The organism is Heliobacterium mobile (genome assembly GCF_009720735.1).
GTDB lineage: Bacteria > Bacillota > Desulfitobacteriia > Heliobacteriales > Heliobacteriaceae > Heliobacterium > Heliobacterium mobile.
Genome location: NZ_WNKU01000007.1, coordinates 88,032 through 106,782, shown reverse-complemented (window position 1 = coordinate 106,782; position 18,751 = coordinate 88,032). Strand labels below are relative to the sequence as shown.

Annotated in this window: 17 protein-coding genes; 1 reads left to right on the top strand and 16 read right to left on the bottom strand. The window is 52.9% G+C overall.

Going from position 1 to position 18,751, the window contains the following annotated elements; genetic code table 11:
* Window positions 1–2 precede the first annotated feature (2 nt).
* From polA to GJ688_RS08125, 6 genes are all read right to left on the bottom strand, one after another.
* A complete protein-coding gene (gene polA, locus GJ688_RS08150) occupies window positions 3–2,777 on the bottom strand; it encodes a DNA polymerase I (RefSeq protein WP_170291792.1) in 2,775 nt (924 codons plus the stop codon).
* A gap of 261 nt (window positions 2,778–3,038) precedes the next feature.
* A complete protein-coding gene (gene fdhF / locus GJ688_RS08145) occupies window positions 3,039–5,846 on the bottom strand; it encodes a formate dehydrogenase subunit alpha (protein ID WP_155476112.1) in 2,808 nt (935 codons plus the stop codon).
* Between the two features lie 71 nt (window positions 5,847–5,917).
* A complete protein-coding gene (nuoF, locus tag GJ688_RS08140) occupies window positions 5,918–7,864 on the bottom strand; it encodes an NADH-quinone oxidoreductase subunit NuoF (RefSeq protein WP_328597335.1) in 1,947 nt (648 codons plus the stop codon).
* A gap of 14 nt (window positions 7,865–7,878) precedes the next feature.
* On the bottom strand, window positions 7,879–8,370 hold the full coding sequence (gene nuoE / locus GJ688_RS08135; RefSeq protein ID WP_155476053.1) for an NADH-quinone oxidoreductase subunit NuoE: 492 nt from the start codon (window positions 8,368–8,370) through the stop codon (window positions 7,879–7,881).
* The gene (locus GJ688_RS08130) at window positions 8,363–8,971 is read right to left on the bottom strand and encodes a 5-formyltetrahydrofolate cyclo-ligase (protein ID WP_155476052.1); all 609 of its coding nucleotides are present in this window, start codon (window positions 8,969–8,971) and stop codon (window positions 8,363–8,365) included. The genes nuoE and GJ688_RS08130 overlap by 8 nt, the downstream gene beginning before the upstream one ends.
* A 178-nt stretch (window positions 8,972–9,149) precedes the next feature.
* Window positions 9,150–9,827, bottom strand: a complete 678-nt coding sequence (locus tag GJ688_RS08125; RefSeq protein ID WP_170291791.1) for a redox-sensing transcriptional repressor Rex — start codon at window positions 9,825–9,827, stop codon at window positions 9,150–9,152.
* A 256-nt stretch (window positions 9,828–10,083) separates the two neighbouring features.
* On the opposite strand from GJ688_RS08125, the gene GJ688_RS08120 reads away from it, so the two are divergent.
* Window positions 10,084–10,506: a PadR family transcriptional regulator gene (locus tag GJ688_RS08120; RefSeq protein WP_155476050.1), complete on the top strand. Its 423-nt coding sequence runs from the start codon at window positions 10,084–10,086 to the stop codon at window positions 10,504–10,506.
* A gap of 231 nt (window positions 10,507–10,737) precedes the next feature.
* Here GJ688_RS08120 and GJ688_RS08115 read toward each other — a convergent pair whose 3' ends face one another.
* The 10 genes from GJ688_RS08115 to GJ688_RS08070 form a co-directional block, all read right to left on the bottom strand.
* Window positions 10,738–11,448, bottom strand: a complete 711-nt coding sequence (locus GJ688_RS08115) for a metal-dependent hydrolase (RefSeq protein WP_155476049.1) — start codon at window positions 11,446–11,448, stop codon at window positions 10,738–10,740.
* Between the two features lie 673 nt (window positions 11,449–12,121).
* On the bottom strand, window positions 12,122–12,766 hold the full coding sequence (locus GJ688_RS08110) for a class II aldolase/adducin family protein (RefSeq protein ID WP_170291790.1): 645 nt from the start codon (window positions 12,764–12,766) through the stop codon (window positions 12,122–12,124).
* Between the two features lie 13 nt (window positions 12,767–12,779).
* A complete protein-coding gene (tsaD, locus tag GJ688_RS08105) occupies window positions 12,780–13,826 on the bottom strand; it encodes a tRNA (adenosine(37)-N6)-threonylcarbamoyltransferase complex transferase subunit TsaD (RefSeq protein WP_235910852.1) in 1,047 nt (348 codons plus the stop codon).
* 377 nt (window positions 13,827–14,203) lie between these two features.
* Window positions 14,204–14,788, bottom strand: a complete 585-nt coding sequence (locus GJ688_RS08100) for a class I SAM-dependent methyltransferase (RefSeq protein ID WP_170291789.1) — start codon at window positions 14,786–14,788, stop codon at window positions 14,204–14,206.
* Window positions 14,789–14,880: 92 nt separating this feature from the next.
* On the bottom strand, window positions 14,881–15,675 hold the full coding sequence (locus tag GJ688_RS08095) for a methyltetrahydrofolate cobalamin methyltransferase (protein WP_155476110.1): 795 nt from the start codon (window positions 15,673–15,675) through the stop codon (window positions 14,881–14,883).
* 97 nt (window positions 15,676–15,772) lie between these two features.
* Window positions 15,773–16,162 (bottom strand): CBS domain-containing protein, encoded by a 390-nt coding sequence (locus tag GJ688_RS08090; RefSeq protein WP_155476045.1) that lies wholly within the window; start codon window positions 16,160–16,162, stop codon window positions 15,773–15,775.
* 65 nt (window positions 16,163–16,227) lie between these two features.
* Window positions 16,228–16,752, bottom strand: a complete 525-nt coding sequence (gene rimI / locus GJ688_RS08085; protein ID WP_155476044.1) for a ribosomal protein S18-alanine N-acetyltransferase — start codon at window positions 16,750–16,752, stop codon at window positions 16,228–16,230.
* A gap of 3 nt (window positions 16,753–16,755) precedes the next feature.
* Window positions 16,756–17,514, bottom strand: coding sequence for a tRNA (adenosine(37)-N6)-threonylcarbamoyltransferase complex dimerization subunit type 1 TsaB (gene tsaB, locus GJ688_RS08080; RefSeq protein WP_155476043.1), 759 nt, complete (start codon window positions 17,512–17,514; stop codon window positions 16,756–16,758).
* Window positions 17,478–17,993, bottom strand: a complete 516-nt coding sequence (tsaE, locus tag GJ688_RS08075) for a tRNA (adenosine(37)-N6)-threonylcarbamoyltransferase complex ATPase subunit type 1 TsaE (protein ID WP_155476042.1) — start codon at window positions 17,991–17,993, stop codon at window positions 17,478–17,480. The genes tsaB and tsaE overlap by 37 nt, the downstream gene beginning before the upstream one ends.
* A 161-nt stretch (window positions 17,994–18,154) precedes the next feature.
* Window positions 18,155–18,721 carry a uracil-DNA glycosylase gene (locus GJ688_RS08070; RefSeq protein ID WP_328597334.1) on the bottom strand — a complete coding sequence of 189 codons (567 nt, stop codon included), beginning with the start codon at window positions 18,719–18,721 and terminating at the stop codon, window positions 18,155–18,157.
* Between the last annotated feature and the right edge of the window lie 30 nt (window positions 18,722–18,751).

Here is an 18,751-nt window from a genome sequence, read left to right as displayed (position 1 = left end):
TGCTATTCCTCCAACGTATAGGGCTTCATATCGTACCAGTTGGCTCCCTTTTTTACGTCGACCGTGAGTGGAACGCTGATCTCGATCGTCTTTTCCATGATTCTCTTAATCAGTGGGGCAACGACAGTCAGTTCTTCTTCGGGGACTTCAAAGATCAATTCGTCATGAACCTGCAGCAGCATGCGGGTTTTCAGTCCATGATCTTTGAGGGCCTTCGGGATCTTCACCATAGCTGCCTTGATGATGTCTGCCGCAGTCCCTTGGATGGGTGTGTTCATGGCCGTCCGTTCACCAAAGTTCTGCCGGATTTTGTTTTTGACAAAGAGATCGGGCAGGCGGCGGCGGCGTCCTAAGAGGGTCGTTACGAATCCTTGCTGGCGGGCTTCCGCGATGATGCGGTCAATATATCCACGGACACCATGATAACGCCGGAAATAACCTTCGATATATTCCTTCGCTTCTCCCCGGGTGACACCGAGATCCCGGCTCAAACCAAAGTCACTGATACCATAGACGATGCCAAAGTTGACCGCTTTCGCTCGGCGGCGCATTTCGCGGGTCACATTTCCCATGGGCACGTCGAAGACTTCACTGGCTGTTCGGGTATGAATATCTTGGTTTTTGGCGAAGGCATCCTTAAAGGATGGGTCGTCGGAAAGGTGGGCCAGGATACGAAGTTCGATTTGAGAGTAGTCGGCAGCCAACAAGGTCCAACCGGGCTCGGGAGCGATAAAAGCTTTACGGATGTGGCGGCCTTGTTCCAGACGAACGGGTATGTTCTGCAGGTTCGGCTCTGTTGAGGAGAGTCGGCCTGTAGCGGTGACGGACTGGTTAAAGCTGGTGTGAATTCGTCCTTCCGGACCGTCGATGAGCGGCAGCAGCCCTTCCACATAGGTCGATTTCAGCTTCATGAGCTGGCGGAACTCGAGTACTTTAGGCACGATGGGATGACGGTCGGACAGTTCTTCCAGCACCTCGACGTCTGTCGAATAACCAGTTTTCGTCCGTTTGATCACGGGCAGACCTAGTTTTTCAAAGAGGATTTTGCCGAACTGCTGGGTCGAATTGATGTTGAAAGTCTCACCGGCTAGTTCGTGAATCTCCGCCTGAAGCTTTTGAATATCGCTGTTCAGTTCACCGGCCATGTCCTGAAGGACCTTGGGGTTGACTTTGATTCCGATCCACTCCATGGAGCCGAGGATGGGAGCCAGGGGGAGTTCCACATCGCGGTAGAGTTTGCCGAGGCTCTCTTCCCCCAGTTTCGCTTCCATGGCAGGAGTGAGATGAAAGAGCCCGGCAACGGCCAAAGCCGCGTCTTCAGCCGGTAAGACTTGCTTGCCCGCTTCGGGCGAGATCTTCCAATCGATCAGTTCGTGAGCCAACCGGGCCAGTGAGTAGTTGTTCGCCAAGGGATCCAACAGGTAGGCACCGATGAGTCCGTCACCGTCGATGCCCTGAATTTCCACGTCTTCCTGACGAGCCAGCAGCCATAGGGACTTTACATCGTAAAAAAGCTTTCGATGCTTCTCAGAGGACCAAAAAGGCTTGGCCTCAGCAAAGATAGGTCCCGGATCGTCGACCACCCAAACACGGGGCGGTTCGGGGTGAGCCTCCTGCCCAACTGCGAGAGCCATTTGCTTCAAAAGGCCTTTGCGCGGCGGTCCCTCCCAAGCTGCCAATATAGCCGTCCGGTAGCCCGGTTCTTGCCCTAGACGCATCAGTTCTGCCAGCATCTCATCTCGCTGACCTTCGTCTTCTACTTTCTGATAGGAGACGTTCAATGGAGCATCGACTTGAACATCGATGCTTCCGTCTGTTTCCTTTGTGGACCCTTTGGCTAAAACTGCCTGTTTGTTAGGCGGTTCGTTCCCTTCCTTCGCAAAGAGCACCGCTTCAGCAGACTCTTCCCCTTCGGGAAGAGGAAGGTTTTTCAGAAGTGAGCGAAATTCCAAGTCTGTGTAGAGCTTGCGCAGCACCGCAGGGTCTGCCTGCATCCTTTTGAGGGATTCCCAATCGATAGCGATATCCATGTCACAGACGATGGTGGCCAGTTTTTTCGACAAAAAGGCTTGCTCTTTGTGGGTGACCAGCTTTTCCTTGAGCTTACCCTTCACTTCTTCTACCCGGTCATAAAGAGTCTCCATCGTCCCAAACTGCTCCAACAGTTTCAGTGCCGTCTTTTCACCGACACCGGGAACGCCGGGGATATTATCGGAGGTATCGCCCATAAGGCCTTTTAGGTCGATGATCTGCTTCGGCGAAAGGCCGACTTTCTCTTTTAAAGCCTCCTCATCATACCGTTCCACTTCACTGATGCCCTTGCGAGTCAGCAAGACTTCCACACCGGGCGATATCAACTGCCAGGCATCGCGGTCACCGGTGACGATGAGGGTGTAAATCCCCTTTTCTTTGGCCAGGCAACTCAAGGTGCCGATGATATCGTCGGCTTCAAAACCTTCCTGCTCGTACACCCCGATGTCATGGGCCGCCATCACCTCTTTGAGCAACCCGAATTGGGGCCGCAGATCATCAGGTGTAGCCCCTCGCTGTGCTTTATAACCCTCGAAGGTTTGCGTGCGGAAGGTCGTCCGGCTCTTATCGAGACAAACGGCCAGGTACTCAGGCTGGTATTCCCGGCGTAGCCGCTCGAACATCGTCAAGAAACCATAAACGGCATTGGTAGGCACCCCCTGAGAGCTGGACATAGGCGGAAGCGCGTAAAAGGCTCGATGGAGCAAACTGCTGCCATCGATGACCATAAAGACAGAATTTTTCACGAAACATGGCTCCTTCAAAACCAATATGGCTAAATCAAGCGTTAACTGGTATTACTTCTGCAAAAAGTAAAAAAAACCTGCTGTTCTTTATCAAGCACCGGCTGAAAGGAATTTCTTGTCCAACAACCCTGGACAAGCGAAATTGGTTCTTACCTTCTTATGTCTGATTATACCCTTTCCATGAAAGGTAAAACGGAAAAAAGAGACCTAAGTCGCAATTTTAGACTTAGGTCTCCGCTGTTTACTTGGATGTTTTGAACATCACCAAAGTACACGTTTATGAGCAGGAGGAACGTACCCTTCCGGGCCATCGATCTTCTCTATCCGGCAGGCGCATACCTTGAGTTCCGGGATTTTGGCGATGGGGTCGGTCACAGCATTGGTCAACTTGTTGATCATCGCCTCGACAAAGTGGAAAGACGCGAAGACCATGCCGGCGACGATGCGGTCGGTCGTCCGAACGGGTATCTCGATAGCTCCCCGCCGAGTCGATAATCGTATCCAGTCATGGTCCTTCAAGCCGAGGGCGCCGGCGTCGTCAGGGTGAATCTCCAGGTGTTCTTCCGGATAGACTTCTTCTAAGCCGGAACGGCGAGACATGGTACCCGTATGGTAGTGGAAGAGGCGCCGACCTGTCGAGAGGATGAGTGGGTACTCGTCATCAGGCTGCTCCGCCGGGGGTAGATAGGGAACAGCGTGAAACTTGCCTTTTCCCCGTACAAAGCCGTTCGTGTGCAGTCGCGGTGTACCGGGATGCTCCTCCGCCGGGCAAGGCCAGCAGAGAGGGCCTTCCCTATCAAGCCGCTTATGACTGTAACCGCCGTAGGAAGGTGTCGTCATCGCGATTTCATCCATGATGGATGCCGGGTCCGTATAGGGAAAATCTTGCCCCATCGCGGCTGCAAGGTCACCGATGATCTGCCAGTCGGGCCGGGAATCGCCGACCGGTTGAATCCCTCGGCGAACCCGTTGCACCCGCCGTTCTGTGTTTGTGAAGGTGCCTTCCTTCTCGGCAAAAGAGCAAGCCGGGAAAATCACATCGGCATAGCGGGCAGTGTCGGTTAAATAGATGTCTATGACGATAAGGAAGTCAAGCTGTTCCAACGCGTCGATGACGTGTTGGCTGTCGGGGTCCGAGATGACCGGGTTCTCCCCCATGATCAGCATCGATTTAAGCCGGCCCTCGTGAGCGCCTTGCAGCATTTCGCCGACGGTAAGGCCGGGACGTTCGGATAAGGCATCTACCTTCACAGCCCAGGTTCGGGCAAATTTTTCCCGTACGCTGGCGTCGGTGACCGGCTGATAACCAGGGAACACATTGGGCAGCGCCCCCATATCACAGGCACCTTGGACGTTGTTTTGCCCTCGCAAGGGGTTGACGCCAGTCCCTTCTCTTCCGATGTGACCGGTCAGCAAGGCCAAATTAGCTATAGCCATAACGTTGTGGGTACCGGTGTGTTTTTGGGTTACCCCCATGGTGTAGTAGATGGAGCCTCTTTTCGCCCCGGCATACCGGCGGGCCGTATCTCGAATCAAATCGGCCTCAATACCACAGATGCTTTCAGCCCATTCGGGCGTCGTTTCTGCGACGGCTTCGCACAGGGTTTCAAAGCCTTCCGTATGAGTCTTGATGAAGTCCTCTTTGTAGAGCCTCTCGGTGATGATTACATGGGCCATCGCGTTCAGAAGGGCTAAGTCGCTGCCCGGTTTTAGGGGCAAGTGCTTATAGGCCAATGCCGCCAGCTCTGTCTTCCGGGGGTCAATGACTACACAAGGAGTTCCTTGCCGGATCGCCCGTAACATGGAAAGGGCTAAGACCGGATGGGACTCGGTCGTATTGGAACCGATGACGAGCATAAAATCGGTCTTGGCGATGTCTTCGATCGGATTGGTCATGGCACCGGAACCGAAGGACGCCGCTAAGCCGGCCACCGTCGAACTGTGGCAGAGGCGGGCGCAGTGGTCGATGTTGTTCGTGCCGAGAACGGCCCGAGCAAAGCGATTTAAGAGATAGTTTTCTTCATTGGTGGCTTTGGCCGAAGCGAGGACACCGAAAGCATCACCGCCATATTCAGCACGGATACCCTGTAAGCGGGCAGCAGCCAAAGTCAGGGCTTCCTCCCAAGAGGCCTCCACAAACTGTCCATCCTTTTTGATCATGGGAGTGGTCAGGCGATCACGGTGATGAATGAAATCCATCCCAAATCGTCCTTTGACACAGAGGGCCCGCCCGTTGACTGGTGCATCAATAGAAGAAGCGACACCGATCACTTCATCCCGCATTTGCCCCTTAGAGTCGGACCGCCGGGCAATTTCCAGATCGAAATTGCACCCGGTACCGCAATAGGGGCAGGTGGTGCGAACCTTCCGGATATCCCAGGCCCGGCCTTTACCTACTTTGTTCTTTTCGATGATGGCGCCGGTGGGACAGACGGAGACACAGGAACCGCAGTAGACACAAGCCGTGTCTCTCAGTTCCCGATCCATCTCTGGAACAACTCTCGTCACAAAACCCCGGTGGGCATAATCCAAAACGAACCGTCCCTGCACTTCTCCACAGGCGCGAACACACTTGCCGCAGAGGATGCACTTGTTCATATCCCGCAAAATAAAGGGATTGCTGTCGTCGAAGGCGTAGTTCTGGCGCACTCCATCGAGGGCCGAACCGGACAGGGGAAAGTCAGCGCCGTATTCGTAGGCATACGACTGCAAGCGGCAGTTGCCGGTCCGCTCACAGCGCAGACAATCTTTCGGGTGATTCGCCAAGAGAAGTTCGAGAATCGTCTTGCGGGTTTTTCGTACGGCCTCTGTCTGCGTCTGCACCACCATCCCGCCGCTGACGGTCGTCACACAGGACGGCGGCAGATTCCGCATCTTCCGCCCGTTGAGTTCAATTTCTACAACACAAAGACGGCAGGAACCGGGATTAGACAACTCCGGATCGTGACACAATGTAGGAATCGAAATCCCCACCTTTTGGGCCGCTTCCAACACCGTCGTGCCTTCCGGTACAGTCACTTCCAGACCGTCGATCGTCAGCGTCACCAGTTGCTTTTTCTTCGTATCCATCTCTACCTGCTTTGTCATCACAGTCTTCACCGTTTTGTTCTTCGTCCTATCTTGCATCATTGCCACACTCCTTACCGGCGTGACACAGCGTTGAACTTACACTTATCCTTGCAAGCTCCACACTTGATGCACCGGGTGCTGTCGATCAGGTGAACTTCTTTCGGTTTGCCGCTGATACAGTTGACCGGGCAGACCCGGGCACAGAGGGTACAGCCGATACATCTGTCCGCTTCAATCTGATAGGTGAGCAGCGCCGAGCAAGCACCAGCAGGGCAGCGCTTCTCTTGGATATGGGCTTCATATTCGTGCCTGAAGTACCGGAGTGTCGTCAACACGGGATTGGGAGCGGTCTGACCAAGTCCGCAAAGGGAGGAATCCTTCACGACTTGGGCCAATTCTTCGAGCGCTTCTACGTCTCCTCGACGGCCGTCCCCTTGGGTCATCCGGGTCAGAATCTCCAGCATCCGTTTCGTCCCCTCCCGGCAGGGGGTACACTTGCCGCAGGATTCCTTCTGGGTAAAGCTTAAGAAAAATCGAGCAATATCGACCATACAGGTCTCTTCATCCATAACGACGAGACCGCCGGAACCGACCATCGCACCGGCTGCCGTGAGGGAATCGTAATCGACAGGCAGGTCTAGCATCGACTCAGGCAAGCAGCCGCCGGAAGGACCGCCGATTTGCACCGCTTTAAAGGGCTTATGATCTCGAATCCCTCCGCCGATATCAAAAATAATCTCCCGCAAGGATAAACCCATCGGTACTTCCACCAGGCCCGTGTTGTTCACTTTTCCCGTCAGGGCAAAGACTTTTGAACCTTTCGACGTCCCTGTACCCATTTGGGCATACCAATCGGCACCGCGCCGCAAAATGTGTGGTACGTTCGCGTAAGTCTCTACATTGTTGATATTCGTCGGCTTGTCCCAGAGCCCCTTGACAGCGGGAAAGGGCGGTCTTACCCGGGGCATCCCGCGGTTGCCCTCGATCGAAGTCAGCAAAGCTGTCTCTTCGCCGCAGACGAAAGCGCCGGCACCGGCTTTGATGTGCAGATTAAAATTGAACCCTGTTCCCAAGATGTTTGTCCCTAGAAGTCCGTATTTTTTGGCCTGGCTGATGGCGATTTGCAGGCGTTCAATCGCCAGGGGATATTCAGCCCGTACATAGATGTATCCCTCATCAGCACCGATGGCGTGAGCAGCGATGAGCATCCCCTCGATGACGGCGTGAGGGTCACCTTCGAGGACCGAGCGGTCCATGAAGGCACCGGGGTCGCCTTCATCGGCATTGCAAACGATATATTTCTTTTCACCAGGCGCATTCGCGGTGAATTCCCACTTCATACCGGTCAGGAACCCGGCCCCGCCGCGGCCTCGCAGCCCCGAACGCTTCAGTTCCTCGATCACAGCGCCCTGCTCCATCGATAAAGCCATACGCAAACCCTGGTACCCTTGCGAGGCCACGTATTCGCCGATGTCCTCAGGATTGATGTGTCCGCAGTTTTGCAAGACGATCCGTTTTTGCAGGGCATAGAAGCGGATTTCCGGATAAGCGAACACGGCCTCACCGCTTCCCGGTTCTCGGTATAACAACCGGTCAACCCTCTCCTCCCGGAGAAGGTGCTGTTCCACGATTTCATCGACATCTTCTGTCTGCACACGGCAGTAGAAGGTTTTACCGGGCTCGACGATCAGGATCGGCCCTTGTTCACAGAAGCCATGACAGCCGGTCAAGATGATATCTACATCTTGTCGCAGTCCCCGGGCCGTCAGCTCCGTTTCCAAGTGCTCTTTGAGAGGGCGGCTTCCCGATGCGATGCACCCGGTCCCTGCACAGATGAGCAGGCGTTTTTTTCCCTCCGCTGGCTGTTGGATAGCTCGAATCCAGTCTTTTCTCGATTCCTTACAAAGTGCGCTATCATGACAGAGGGGACCCTCAAGCCTACAGGAGATGTAATCACTGCAAGGAGTCTGTGGGCTATGGGTACATTGACGGCAGCAGGCTTCCATCAGGTTTTGCACCGTAGGGTACCTCCTCACTCGTATTTCGCTAAAATCCCAGTCAATTTTTCTGGCGTCAACCGTCCATGAGTATCGTGATTGATCATGATCACCGGCGCCAATCCACAAGCGCCGATACAAGCAACAGACTCTAAGGTGAAACGCAGATCCGTCGTCGTCTCTCCGTCATCGACAGCCAGTTCCTTTTGCAAGGCTGCAAAGATTTTGTCGCCGCCGCGGACATGGCAAGCCGTACCTAAGCAGACCCGGATGATGTTGCGGCCCCGTGGTTTTAGGTGGAACTGGGAGTAGAAGGTAACGACGCCGTAGACTTTCGCCAAGGGAATCTGCAGTTCTCGGGCGACCTTTTGCAGCACTTCTGCCGGCAAATAACCGTATATCTCCTGGGCTTCCTGCAAGACGGGAATGAGCACCCCCGGTACGGTGCGGTATTTGTTCAGCAACTCAACCAGTCGCCTGTCTTTTTCAGATAGAGCCGGTTCGCCGGTGCAAGAGCAGTTACACATGAAGGCTTTGTCCCTCCCTGCAGTTGATAATCCGAGATTCTGTAATGATCAAGTCCATGGGGATATCGTGTTCATCAGAGATGAGCTCGTCCATGAGCTGCAACTCAAAGGCGAAGGCGATCTTCGGTGTATCCGGCGGCAAGGACGGCAAAAATCGATCGTAAAAGCCGGCGCCGTATCCCAACCGGTTCCCCCTCAGGTCGAAAGCAACACCAGGGATCACGATCAGGTCAATCTCTTGAGCGGGCACAGCTTGTACTTGGCGGGGTTCCAAAATGCCCCAAGTGCCAGGCTGCAGGTCGTCGGGATAATTGAAGATCGCCGCAGGAATCAGCCGTCGTTCCTCTTTTTGCGTCACTGGGACGGCGATCCCTTTGGCGTTTAGCAGGGCTTGTTGAATCAAGCTTTTTGTCTCTACTTCCTGCCGAAAGTCGACATAAGTCATGATCATCTTAGCTCGATTGTAAGCGGTATGAGACAACAGGTTCTTGACGATGGTAGAACTCTTTTCGGCGACTTCCTGATGGGTCTGTCTGCTGCGAAGAGCGAGTACGCTTTGTCGTATTTTTTGTTTCCATGCTTGTTTTTCAGCTTGGTTCAAAATCCAACATCCTTTGTTTCAAAGGGTCTCTAAATATAGATTCGTGATAAATGTCGGTTTTCCCCTGTCGAAACAATATTACAACTCATCTGAAAAGTTAGTCAATTCCACAAAAAAAACAAAGGCTCGGCATGAAGCCGGCCTTTCAAAACATATGAACAAGTAACGGAGGCGGATATCAGCGAAAGGCAATGCCGCGAACGGTAGTTGCCTGAGGTCGTAAGCCATTCGTATTGAGGTTTTGCGTAAAGCGCATTAAGTCGAAGTATACAGTCAAATCGACATTTTGGACCTGTACATGGGATGGTCCTTTTAAGATGATCGGTGAGAAATTCAGAATCGCTTCTACACCAAGGTCGGTCAATTGCTGAGCCACGCTTTGCACGGCATCAACCGGTACGGCGAGGATAGCCATCCGTACGCCATGTTCCTTGATCAAAATCTCTGCTTCTTCCCACGAAACAACAGGTCTTTCAATCACTTGGGTGCCTATTTTCTCCGGATCCGTATCTACCATAGCGACGACATCGAATCCTCGCTGTTGGAAACCCGGATAAGCGGCTAAAGAAGAGCCCAAGTGGCCGGCGCCGACGATGATTACGGGCCAGTTGCGGTCTTGCCCCAAAAGTTTGCGAATGTTGTCCCGCAGTTCCCGTACGTTATATCCAACGCCGCGAACGCCAAACTCACCGAACATGGACAAATCCTTACGGACGACTCCCGAATTGATTCCTACGGCGTCACCCAGTTCGACCGAAGAAATGATCGGGACCCCACGATCTTCCATCTGTTCAAGGATTCGCGAATAGAGGGACAAACGCATGATTGTCGGCTCAGGCACCTTGAAAAACTTCACGTCCTCATCCCCTTTTGTACTCTTTGATGTCAATTATGTGCGTTGGGCAACCAGGGATATCTTTTGTCCGATATCCTATGAATGTTTGTCTATCTGTAATTTAACTATACATGCGATAGTTTCCACTTGCAATACCTTTTTTGCAACTTTTGCATAAACTTTGACACATTTTTTTCGACTCTCTCTTTTGACATTTGAGGCTCCTTGATCATAATATAGATATGAGTTCTGATCTGTTCGAAAGGAGACCTTGGTTATGTCCCGCCTAGCTGATTCTCGTCAACCCGATGACAATTCTCTCCTGTACACCTTTGGCCGGATCAACCGATTCGTCCAGCCGGCCCTGCTCTTGTTGCTCTCGGAAAAACCTTCGTACGGGTATGAATTGATGGAGCGAATCAGCGACCTACGTTTGCTTGACGGACCGACAGACGCCGCCCTTATTTATCGAACCTTACGTAAGATGGAAGATGAACATCTTGTGCAATCGAACTGGCAGACCGGTGAAAGCGGTCCGGCCAAACGCTGCTATGAACTGACGAGCAAGGGTGTTGAGTCTTTACATAAGTGGGTCGCTGAAATGGAGCGGCATCGAGGCGCTTTAGAGGATTTCCTCTCCCGTTATCGTTCACATTTTAATTTGCCCTCGGAGAGGGAAAACATGTTCGACATCGGTTGAACAACCATCTTTCATGACATAATCACCATTGCATAAACAGGGGTAAGCCCTACCTCCGATAAGGGCTTACCCTTTTTACACAAAAAAGAGGCGCTTTCAAAACCCACAGGGGTTTTTGAAGCGCCTCTTTTTTGCATGCACTTGGAGGAATAATCTGGGATGTAATGACGGAGTGAGCGATTTGGGCGGGAGGTCGCCGTGAGCAACAGTTGGATATAAATCTTTCGACGTCTAAAAATCGTCTAACGTCAAGGACTCGCCCGGTTCGAGGATTTGACAGAGACAATCGGTGTTTTCGGAGACCGCCTTTTTAAAGCTCTGGGGATCCTGGGTGATCACCGCGAAGGTATTATAATGCATCGGAACGACTTGCTTTGGGTGCAGCAGTTTTGTGGCGAACAAGGCGTCATCAGGTCCCATGACAAAGTTATCACCGATCGGCAACAAGGCCAGATCTAATCGGGCGCCCTTCAGAAAACACATGCTGATCAGTTCCATGTCACGAGTCAGACCGGTATCGCCCGCATGGTAAAGGGTCTTTCCGCCCATATGGACTAAAAAGCCGCAGGGATTCCCCAATTCGATGGGACGACCATCTTCAACCGTACCGGAACCGTGCAAAGCCACGGTCAGGCGAACTCGACCGAAGGGGAAATCTCGTTTGCCGCCGATGTGCATTCCATGGGCCTTGGCGCCTTTGCTCTGGCAATAGACGGCCAATTCGTTAGGGGCGATGATGGTAGCGCCGCACCGCTTGGCAATCGTGAGCGCATCGCCAAAGTGGTCTCCGTGAGCATGGGTGACGAGAATATAATCGGCGGAGACCTGATCCGCCTTGACAGGTGAAAGAGGATTTCCCGTAAAGAAGGGATCGATCAGTACTTTGTACCGGCCATCATCAAGCAGGAAGACGGAGTGACTAAAAAAGGTTACCTTGAGCATTCCTGTTCTCCTTTCCGTCGAAAGGTATAATAAAGCACCTTTTGGATCTTTCGCCCAATCCGGTCAAAAATCCTGCCTCCCTCCTGTCGTCCGACTCACTGGACTGACTGCCAGATGGAACCTATCTACAAGTTCCACTGCCTTCGTGGGAAAAGTTCAAACGAATTTAATCGCCAAAGACAACTTGTTCGAGTTATTTTCGCTTACCTCTTATCCATTATGATCCACGAAAGGTGAATTATACAGGAAGCCAGCTTGAATTTGTTTGTAAAGACAGAACATATGTCGAAAATGTCTGTTATCCTCGAAAATCGTCGCGCAAGAGCCATCCACATCTTTTTCCACAAACTCTTTTCAGGAATATCAATGGTTCAAACGACTTATCCCCATTATCCACAACCAGCTATTTCCAGAGTTATACCAAAAGCTTTCCACATGAAAATCCCTGGTAACTCACTTACCAACATACTTATCCCCATTATCCACAGAGAAAATCATCCACAGTGGGGATAAATCGAAGATCTGTTTGCCTCTTGACAATAGAAAAACCGGGACTACGCTCCCGGTTTTTTCTGGAAAATACGACAGAAGTCCCGATTTATCAGGATTTTTTCCGAACTATGTTCTGTTGGACTCCCCCTATGAAATAGAACTGTCGTAGAAAAAGAAAGTACTATTTTAAACCGTATTTACCGGATAACCAGTTCCGCTCGTGCTCCACTTCTTCGTCGGTGAGCACCACAGGACCACCGGCTAAAAAGGACAACAGGTAGACCATGGCACATTCTTCCAACAGTTCCGCTAAGGTAAAAGCCTGATCCAGTCGTTTTGCCACGGCGACAGAGCCGTGATTGGCCAACAGCGCCACGGGCGCATCGCCTAACGCCTCGATGACATGCTTGGCTAATTCAGGGGTGCCAATGGCTGCATGGCGAGCCGTCTTCACTCCGCCGCCGAAGAAGGTGACCATGTTGTCCAGAGCCGGAGGAAAGTCCTTGCGCGTCGTAGCTACCGCCGTGGCATATTTCGAATGGCAATGAATCACCGCATTCACATCGGGGCGATGTAAGTAAATCGCCCGGTGCATCCCCTGCTCGATCGAGGGCTTTCGATGGCCCGAAACCACTTCACCGGAGGCAATATCCAAGACTACCAAATCGTCGAGAACCAGTTTGTCATAGGACATGCCGCTAGGGGTGATCAGGATCTTATTCCCCTCCGGCAACCGGTGACTGATATTTCCTCCCGATCCTGTCACCAGACCTTTGGTGATGAGCAGACGTCCGTAATGAAGAATCTCTTCGGCGATGTCGTGCATGTTTCTTCTCCTTTCAGGTCCCCAGAGGCCAATCGGCCACAGCATTTAAATCGACAGCGGCTGTCTCTCCCCGCATCAGCCGGTGATATCCAGCGCAGGCGATCATGGCTGCATTATCGGTGCAGAGGATCAGGGGAGGAACGACGAGACGTCGTCCGTCGGCACCCAAGGCTTCACGCAAACGGTCCCGCAGGTACCCGTTGGCTGCTACACCGCCGGCAAGCAGCACCGTCGCTGCATCAGACTCTCGAGCTGCGCGACAGGTCTTTTGAACGAGCACATCGACGACAGCCTCCTGAAAAGAGGCGGCCAAACCAGCCTTGTCGATCTCTTCACCACGCTGCTTCGCCCGGTTCAGCAGGTTAAGGACGGCTGATTTCAAGCCGCTGAAACTGAAGTCATAGCTGTCTTCGAGCCACGCCCGAGGCAAATCATAAGCGTCGATAGTGCCCTCCCTCGCCAGCTTCTCGATCAGAGGACCGCCGGGATAACCAAGCCCCAGTGCCCGGGCGACCTTGTCAAAAGCTTCCCCGCCAGCGTCATCACGGGTAGAACCGATGATCTCCAAACGTCCATGCTCCAAAAGACGTACGAGGTGAGTATGTCCACCCGATACGACCAGGCAGAGCAAGGGAAAAGAAAGCTCCCTCTCCGTCAATAAATTAGCATAGATATGCCCCTCAATATGGTGAACACCGACCAAAGGCAGTTTTCGGGCCATCGCTGCCCCTTTCGCATAGGCAACTCCGACGAGGAGCGCCCCCACAAGGCCCGGCCCGCTCGTCACAGCGATGGCCGTCAGATCGTCCCAGCCGATACCTGCCTCTTCAAGGGCGCTATCGACCACGCCGGTGATATTCTCCATATGTTTCCGCGAGGCGATCTCGGGAACGACGCCGCCAAAGCGCTGGTGGGTGGCGATCTGCGAGGAAATCACATTGGACAGGATTTCCTTCCCGTCTTTCAACACGGCTGCCGATGTCTCATCACAGCTCGTTTCCAGTCCCAATATAAAGCGACCGGCCTCACGGGCCGGTCCACGCAATGAAAATAACGTCAATGTAAACACCTCTACCAAACCCGGACGTTTTCTACATCGACCCCGCCGAAGAGCCATTTGGTTTTTATCAGCCGGGCAGGTTTATTTTGATCGATCAACTTCAAAATCCGAGGGTAATGAATCGTTACCTCGTCAACTTTGGCAGTCAGGAAATATTCAGGTTCTTCCGGTAAGCCCCCTCGGACCGAGGGGACAAATGTATCTAACGGTGTTCACCCACCGGAACATAAGCGCTGCAGTTCGACAGTCACTTCGTTGTTCCACTCGGCCAGCTTCGGCTTGGCTTGTTCATCGACAGCCCATTTCATCCTTAATACTCCCCCTTTTCATAAACCGGTATCTATATGTATTATACCCCGTACAGGTATAATAGCAACCTAAAGGGGGTTTCTTTTCTGGCCGACTGTCATGTAATAGCCTTCACTGATGTCCGTCGTATTCAAATCCCTGAAATGCCCTTGTGCGAGCAACGCCTCGACTTCCACCGGCGCTACTCGATGGTCCTGGGGAGGTCCTATTTCCATAAATCCAGGCTTCCAGTCTACAATCCCCAACCGCCCGCCTGCACGAAGAATGCGGTGGGCTTCCTCCACATAACCACTTCGGTTTTCTAACTCATGAAATACAGCGACCATGATCACTGCATCTACAGAACTAGCCGGAAGGGGAAGGGAATCTTCTGGATTCAGTATCCAAGCGATGTTTCGAAGTCCGGCAGTCTGGCTTCGCCGGCGTCCCTCGATGATCATCTGTTCTTGCAGGTCGAGGGCAAATAGGTGACCTTCCGGTCCGACTTTTTCAGCGGCAGGGATGCTAACATAGCCAATACCGCATCCGAGATCGGCGAGATAACTTCCCTTCTCGACCCGTAACAGATCGAGTATCTTGTCGACAGGGAGTAATTCCCGTCTTCGCGGATTGTCTAGTTTGGCAAACTGGCGGCTGTCAAAGAGATGGGTCAAGCGGAACACCTTCTCTCAGCGATGGATTTTCCGATGGTCTTTTGCAAGACATTCTCACCTAAAGCTACATAAAGTTCCACTCTTGAGGGAGTTTACGTTAGCTGCCCTTCCCGAAAAGCGAGCACATATCGACGAAAGCCGGGATCCTTTTGCAGCAGCGCCTCTGCAGCCCGCAACGACGCCATTAAGCTTTTGTTTTCCGGATCGAGGATGGCTCCGTCTAGGCCGGCGCTGATGGCCAGCGTGAGAAAGGTGCGGTTCAGCAGAGCACGGGCCGGTAAACTGTAAGAAATGTTCGAGACTCCACAGATGATGTGCATGGTAGGAAATTCGCTGCGTAGCCGCCGGATGACTTCCAGACTGAAGTTCCCCAAGTGCTCTCCCTGCCCGACGGGACGAATCAAGGGATCGAGGTAAACATCGTCTACATCGACGCCATCTTGTGTCAACCGTTCAATCAACCGGTTGGCTACAGCGATTTCCTGATCGACCGTCTCAGGGACGCCTCGGTCGTCCAGGCAAAGAGCGATCACTTTGCAACGATATTCTTTTACTAAAGGGATCAACGTCCGGTACCGTGTATCTTCCGCCGAAATAGCATTGATAAAGGCCCGTCCCCGGTGCACTTTCAACGCCTCTTCTAAGGCGACTGGGTTGGGGCTGTCTAGACATACCGGCTCATTGACGACCGTTTGGACCGTTTCCACAAGCCAGCTGAGCCCCTCCGGTTCCCGGTAGCGCATGGTCGTACAATTTAGATCTAAGACATCAGCACCACAGAGCTTCTGACGCAGGGCAAGATCCTGTACGTGGGCCACGTTCCGGGAAATAATGGCTCCTTCAATGCCGGGGCGACCAGTATTAATCTTCTCCCCCACAATCAGCATATTATCCATCCCTTCTTTTCGCCGGCGTGGCCTTATTTCTTTTCGCCACGAGAAGGATCGAAAAACCCTGCCACCAAGCAGGGTTAGGCTAGTTTTCTCAATTGCTTCCGTCGAGTAACTGGGCACACAAATCGAGCACATCGCTGACCGAAAGAATGCCCACCACTTTTTCCCCTTCCAAAACGGGCAAAAGGCTGACCTTATACCGTCTCATTAGGCGCACCGCATCGGCTAAAGGGGTCTGCACTTCGCAATAGACAGGATTTTTTGTCATCACCCATTCGACGGGGGTCAAGGGAATAATACCGGCTGAACGCATCGCTTTGTCGATATCATGAAAGGCTATGATCCCAACCAGTCGGTCATGATGGTCGACTACGGGCAGTCTTCGAACCGTCTTCTGAGTCATGACTTGTAAGGCATCACGAATCGGTGTTGTCAGCCCTGTCGTAATCGCTGGAGAAACCATTTTTTCACCGACGTTCATAGGTACCCTACCTGCCTTTCTGAAAATACTGGAAAGGTCGCACCTTTGTCTTCGTCATGGAGACATCAAAATCCTGCTTTGCCCTGCTGTTCCCCTTCTGGTTTACGCAAATCCCGCCACATGATGATCGCATCCTCACCGGTGTCGGTGTAGTAACCGCGACGACGGCCCACGTCTTGAAAACCCATCTTGCGGTATAAAGCAATGGCACTCTCATTGGACGGGCGAACCTCCAAGGTGATCCGCTCGCCGCCTTTGAGGATGGACTCCAAAAAGATGAAGTTCAACAGGGCTTCGCCGAGTCCCTTTCCTCGCCAGTCCCGGTGAATCGCAATGGTGGTAATATGGACTTCATCCAAGATGGCCCATGTACCCGCATAGCCGATCACCCGGCCCTGTTCCAGATCCGGCGAGGTCTCCGGGTAAAAGAGGCAAACCCAGTAATGGGAGAGGCTGCTTTCTGTTAACTCGAGGACAAAAGAACTACGGCTCCATGGAGTCGGAAAGGATTGGCATTCTATCTCCATGACCGCATCGAGGTCGTCTATCGTCATGGGCCGAAAGGAAACCTTGCCGCCTTTAATTCTCATCGTTCACACCCCTGGCAAGCAGCCCTGTTTTTTGGCCCAATTCACTTCTGCCTCCGATTGACGCAGATAAAAGGGGGCTAACTGGTGCAGATCGTCTCTGTGGCCCTGGCGAAGCCGTTCCCAACCGAGGCGAGCCACCTGACTTCCTCGCGGATAGCCTGTTTCAGCGGCTGCAAACAGCGCTTTCTCCTTCAGTCCCTCTGTAAACAGTTCCCGATACACAGGCACCGCGTCTCCGACGAAAAGGACCGTCCGGCTCTCTTTCGCTCTGCCTGCATCAGTTGCTTCCGCTTCAGCCCAATAGGAGCGAAGTTGTTCCATGAGTTTTTCAGGGTGAATAGCCTGGTAATCGGTCACCTTTTCCATTTCTTCGGGGCCGCTGCGGTAAAGACACGTGTACACTTCCGACTTGCGGGCGTCCAAGATGGGACAAACAATCCCTTCATAAGGCCAGGCGTTACGAGCCAACGCATCTAACGTAGGCACGCCGACGATCGGCAGCCCGAGCGGTTGAGCCATCCCTTTAATCGTTGCCATGCCGATGCGCAAGCCTGTAAAGGAGCCTGGCCCCGTAGCGATGGCTAGTCCATGCATATCTTGCAGTGTAAGCCCTGCCAGGGAAAAGAGTTGCTCCATCGCTGGCATTAAGCGCTTCGAGTGAGGTCGGTCATTATGTAGAAAAATCTCGGCCACAACCTGGCTGTCATCGACGATAGCCATGCCGGTTACCCGAGTGGAGCAATCCAGTCCAAAGAGGTACACGCCGTTTCCAACTCCTTTACCAAGGCCAGCGGTTTTTCGCCGCGACCAATCAACTCCACACGACGGCCTTCGTCGGCAGTAGCCGAATCGTCTCGTGTTAACCGGATCGTCAACGCCTCTTCAGGCAACAGATGATCTAGCCGTTCAGGCCACTCGACACAGAGCACCCCGTCTCCCCGAAGATAATCGGACCAACCGATATCCCAGACCTCTTCGGGATCGTCGAGGCGATAAAGATCAAAATGATACAGGGAAAGGCTCCCCTCATATTCATGCACCAAGGTAAAGGTCGGACTCGTCACCCGTCCCTCATAACCTAAGCTGCGAGCCAGCCCCCGAACCAAGGTCGTCTTCCCGGCGCCCAAATCACCGTATAACAGCAAAACATCGCCGGGCCTCACCCGCTGAGCCAACCAACCTCCCAGTGCTTCTGTGGCCCTCTCGTCCGGTAAAAATCCTTGCCAAGATGATTCGTACAAGCGTAAGAGCTCCTTAATCTAAAACTATGGGCTACTGCCCTATCCTAAAAAATACGGTTTTCACACTAATTCAGCCACGTCCAGTGGGATGAGCGTCTTTATGCAAAATCGGATGTGTAATGGAAAAGTCAGCGATTTGCGAAAGCGGCGCCCAATCGCTATTATTTCCACTCCTCATGATACACAGCCATCACCTTTTGGATATCCTCCCAGACGGGCCGTTTTTTCGACGGATCCCGCAGCAGCGCCGCCGGATGGAATGTGGGCATGATCAGCCGTCCCTCTTTACGGACCCATTTTCCCCGGTCCCGAGTGATCCGGGCTTTCGGATCGACCAATACCTGCGTAGCCAAGGCCCCTAAGCAGATGATGATCTCTGGATTGATCAGTTCAATCTGCCGTTCTAAGTGGGGCAAACAGGCTTTTACCTCGTTCGGTAAGGGTAGGCGATTCGACGGCGGCCGGCATTTGACGACATTGCATATGTAAACCTCATGCCGCGGGAAGCGGCCAGCATCTAAAATCTTGTTTAATAACTGTCCAGCGGCGCCGACGAATGGACGACCTAAACGGTCTTCATCGGCTCCAGGACCTTCACCGACAAGCATGAGACGAGCTTCCGGGTTCCCTTCTCCGAAAACGACCTGATTACAACCGTCCCGTAACGGACAAGCCCGGCATTCCTTGGTAAGGGACTCATAATCAGCTAGTTCCCTTTGACGACTCACAAGTACCCCTCCTATTTCCATCCTACACGA

What these genes read in the sequence shown, in the direction of transcription:
- fdhF (WP_155476112.1), bottom strand. Translation starts at nt 5,846, where the DNA reads ATGGATACGAAGAAAAAGCAACTGGTGACGCTGACGATCGACGGTCTG.
- nuoE (WP_155476053.1), bottom strand. Translation starts at nt 8,370, where the DNA reads ATGTGTAACTGCTCTTGCACCGGCGAACCGGCTCTATCTGAAAAAGAC.
- GJ688_RS08120 (WP_155476050.1), top strand. Translation starts at nt 10,084, where the DNA reads ATGTCCCGCCTAGCTGATTCTCGTCAACCCGATGACAATTCTCTCCTG.
- GJ688_RS08115 (WP_155476049.1), bottom strand. Translation starts at nt 11,448, where the DNA reads ATGCTCAAGGTAACCTTTTTTAGTCACTCCGTCTTCCTGCTTGATGAT.
- GJ688_RS08110 (WP_170291790.1), bottom strand. Translation starts at nt 12,766, where the DNA reads ATGCACGACATCGCCGAAGAGATTCTTCATTACGGACGTCTGCTCATC.
- GJ688_RS08095 (WP_155476110.1), bottom strand. Translation starts at nt 15,675, where the DNA reads ATGCTGATTGTGGGGGAGAAGATTAATACTGGTCGCCCCGGCATTGAA.
- GJ688_RS08090 (WP_155476045.1), bottom strand. Translation starts at nt 16,162, where the DNA reads ATGAACGTCGGTGAAAAAATGGTTTCTCCAGCGATTACGACAGGGCTG.
- rimI (WP_155476044.1), bottom strand. Translation starts at nt 16,752, where the DNA reads ATGAGAATTAAAGGCGGCAAGGTTTCCTTTCGGCCCATGACGATAGAC.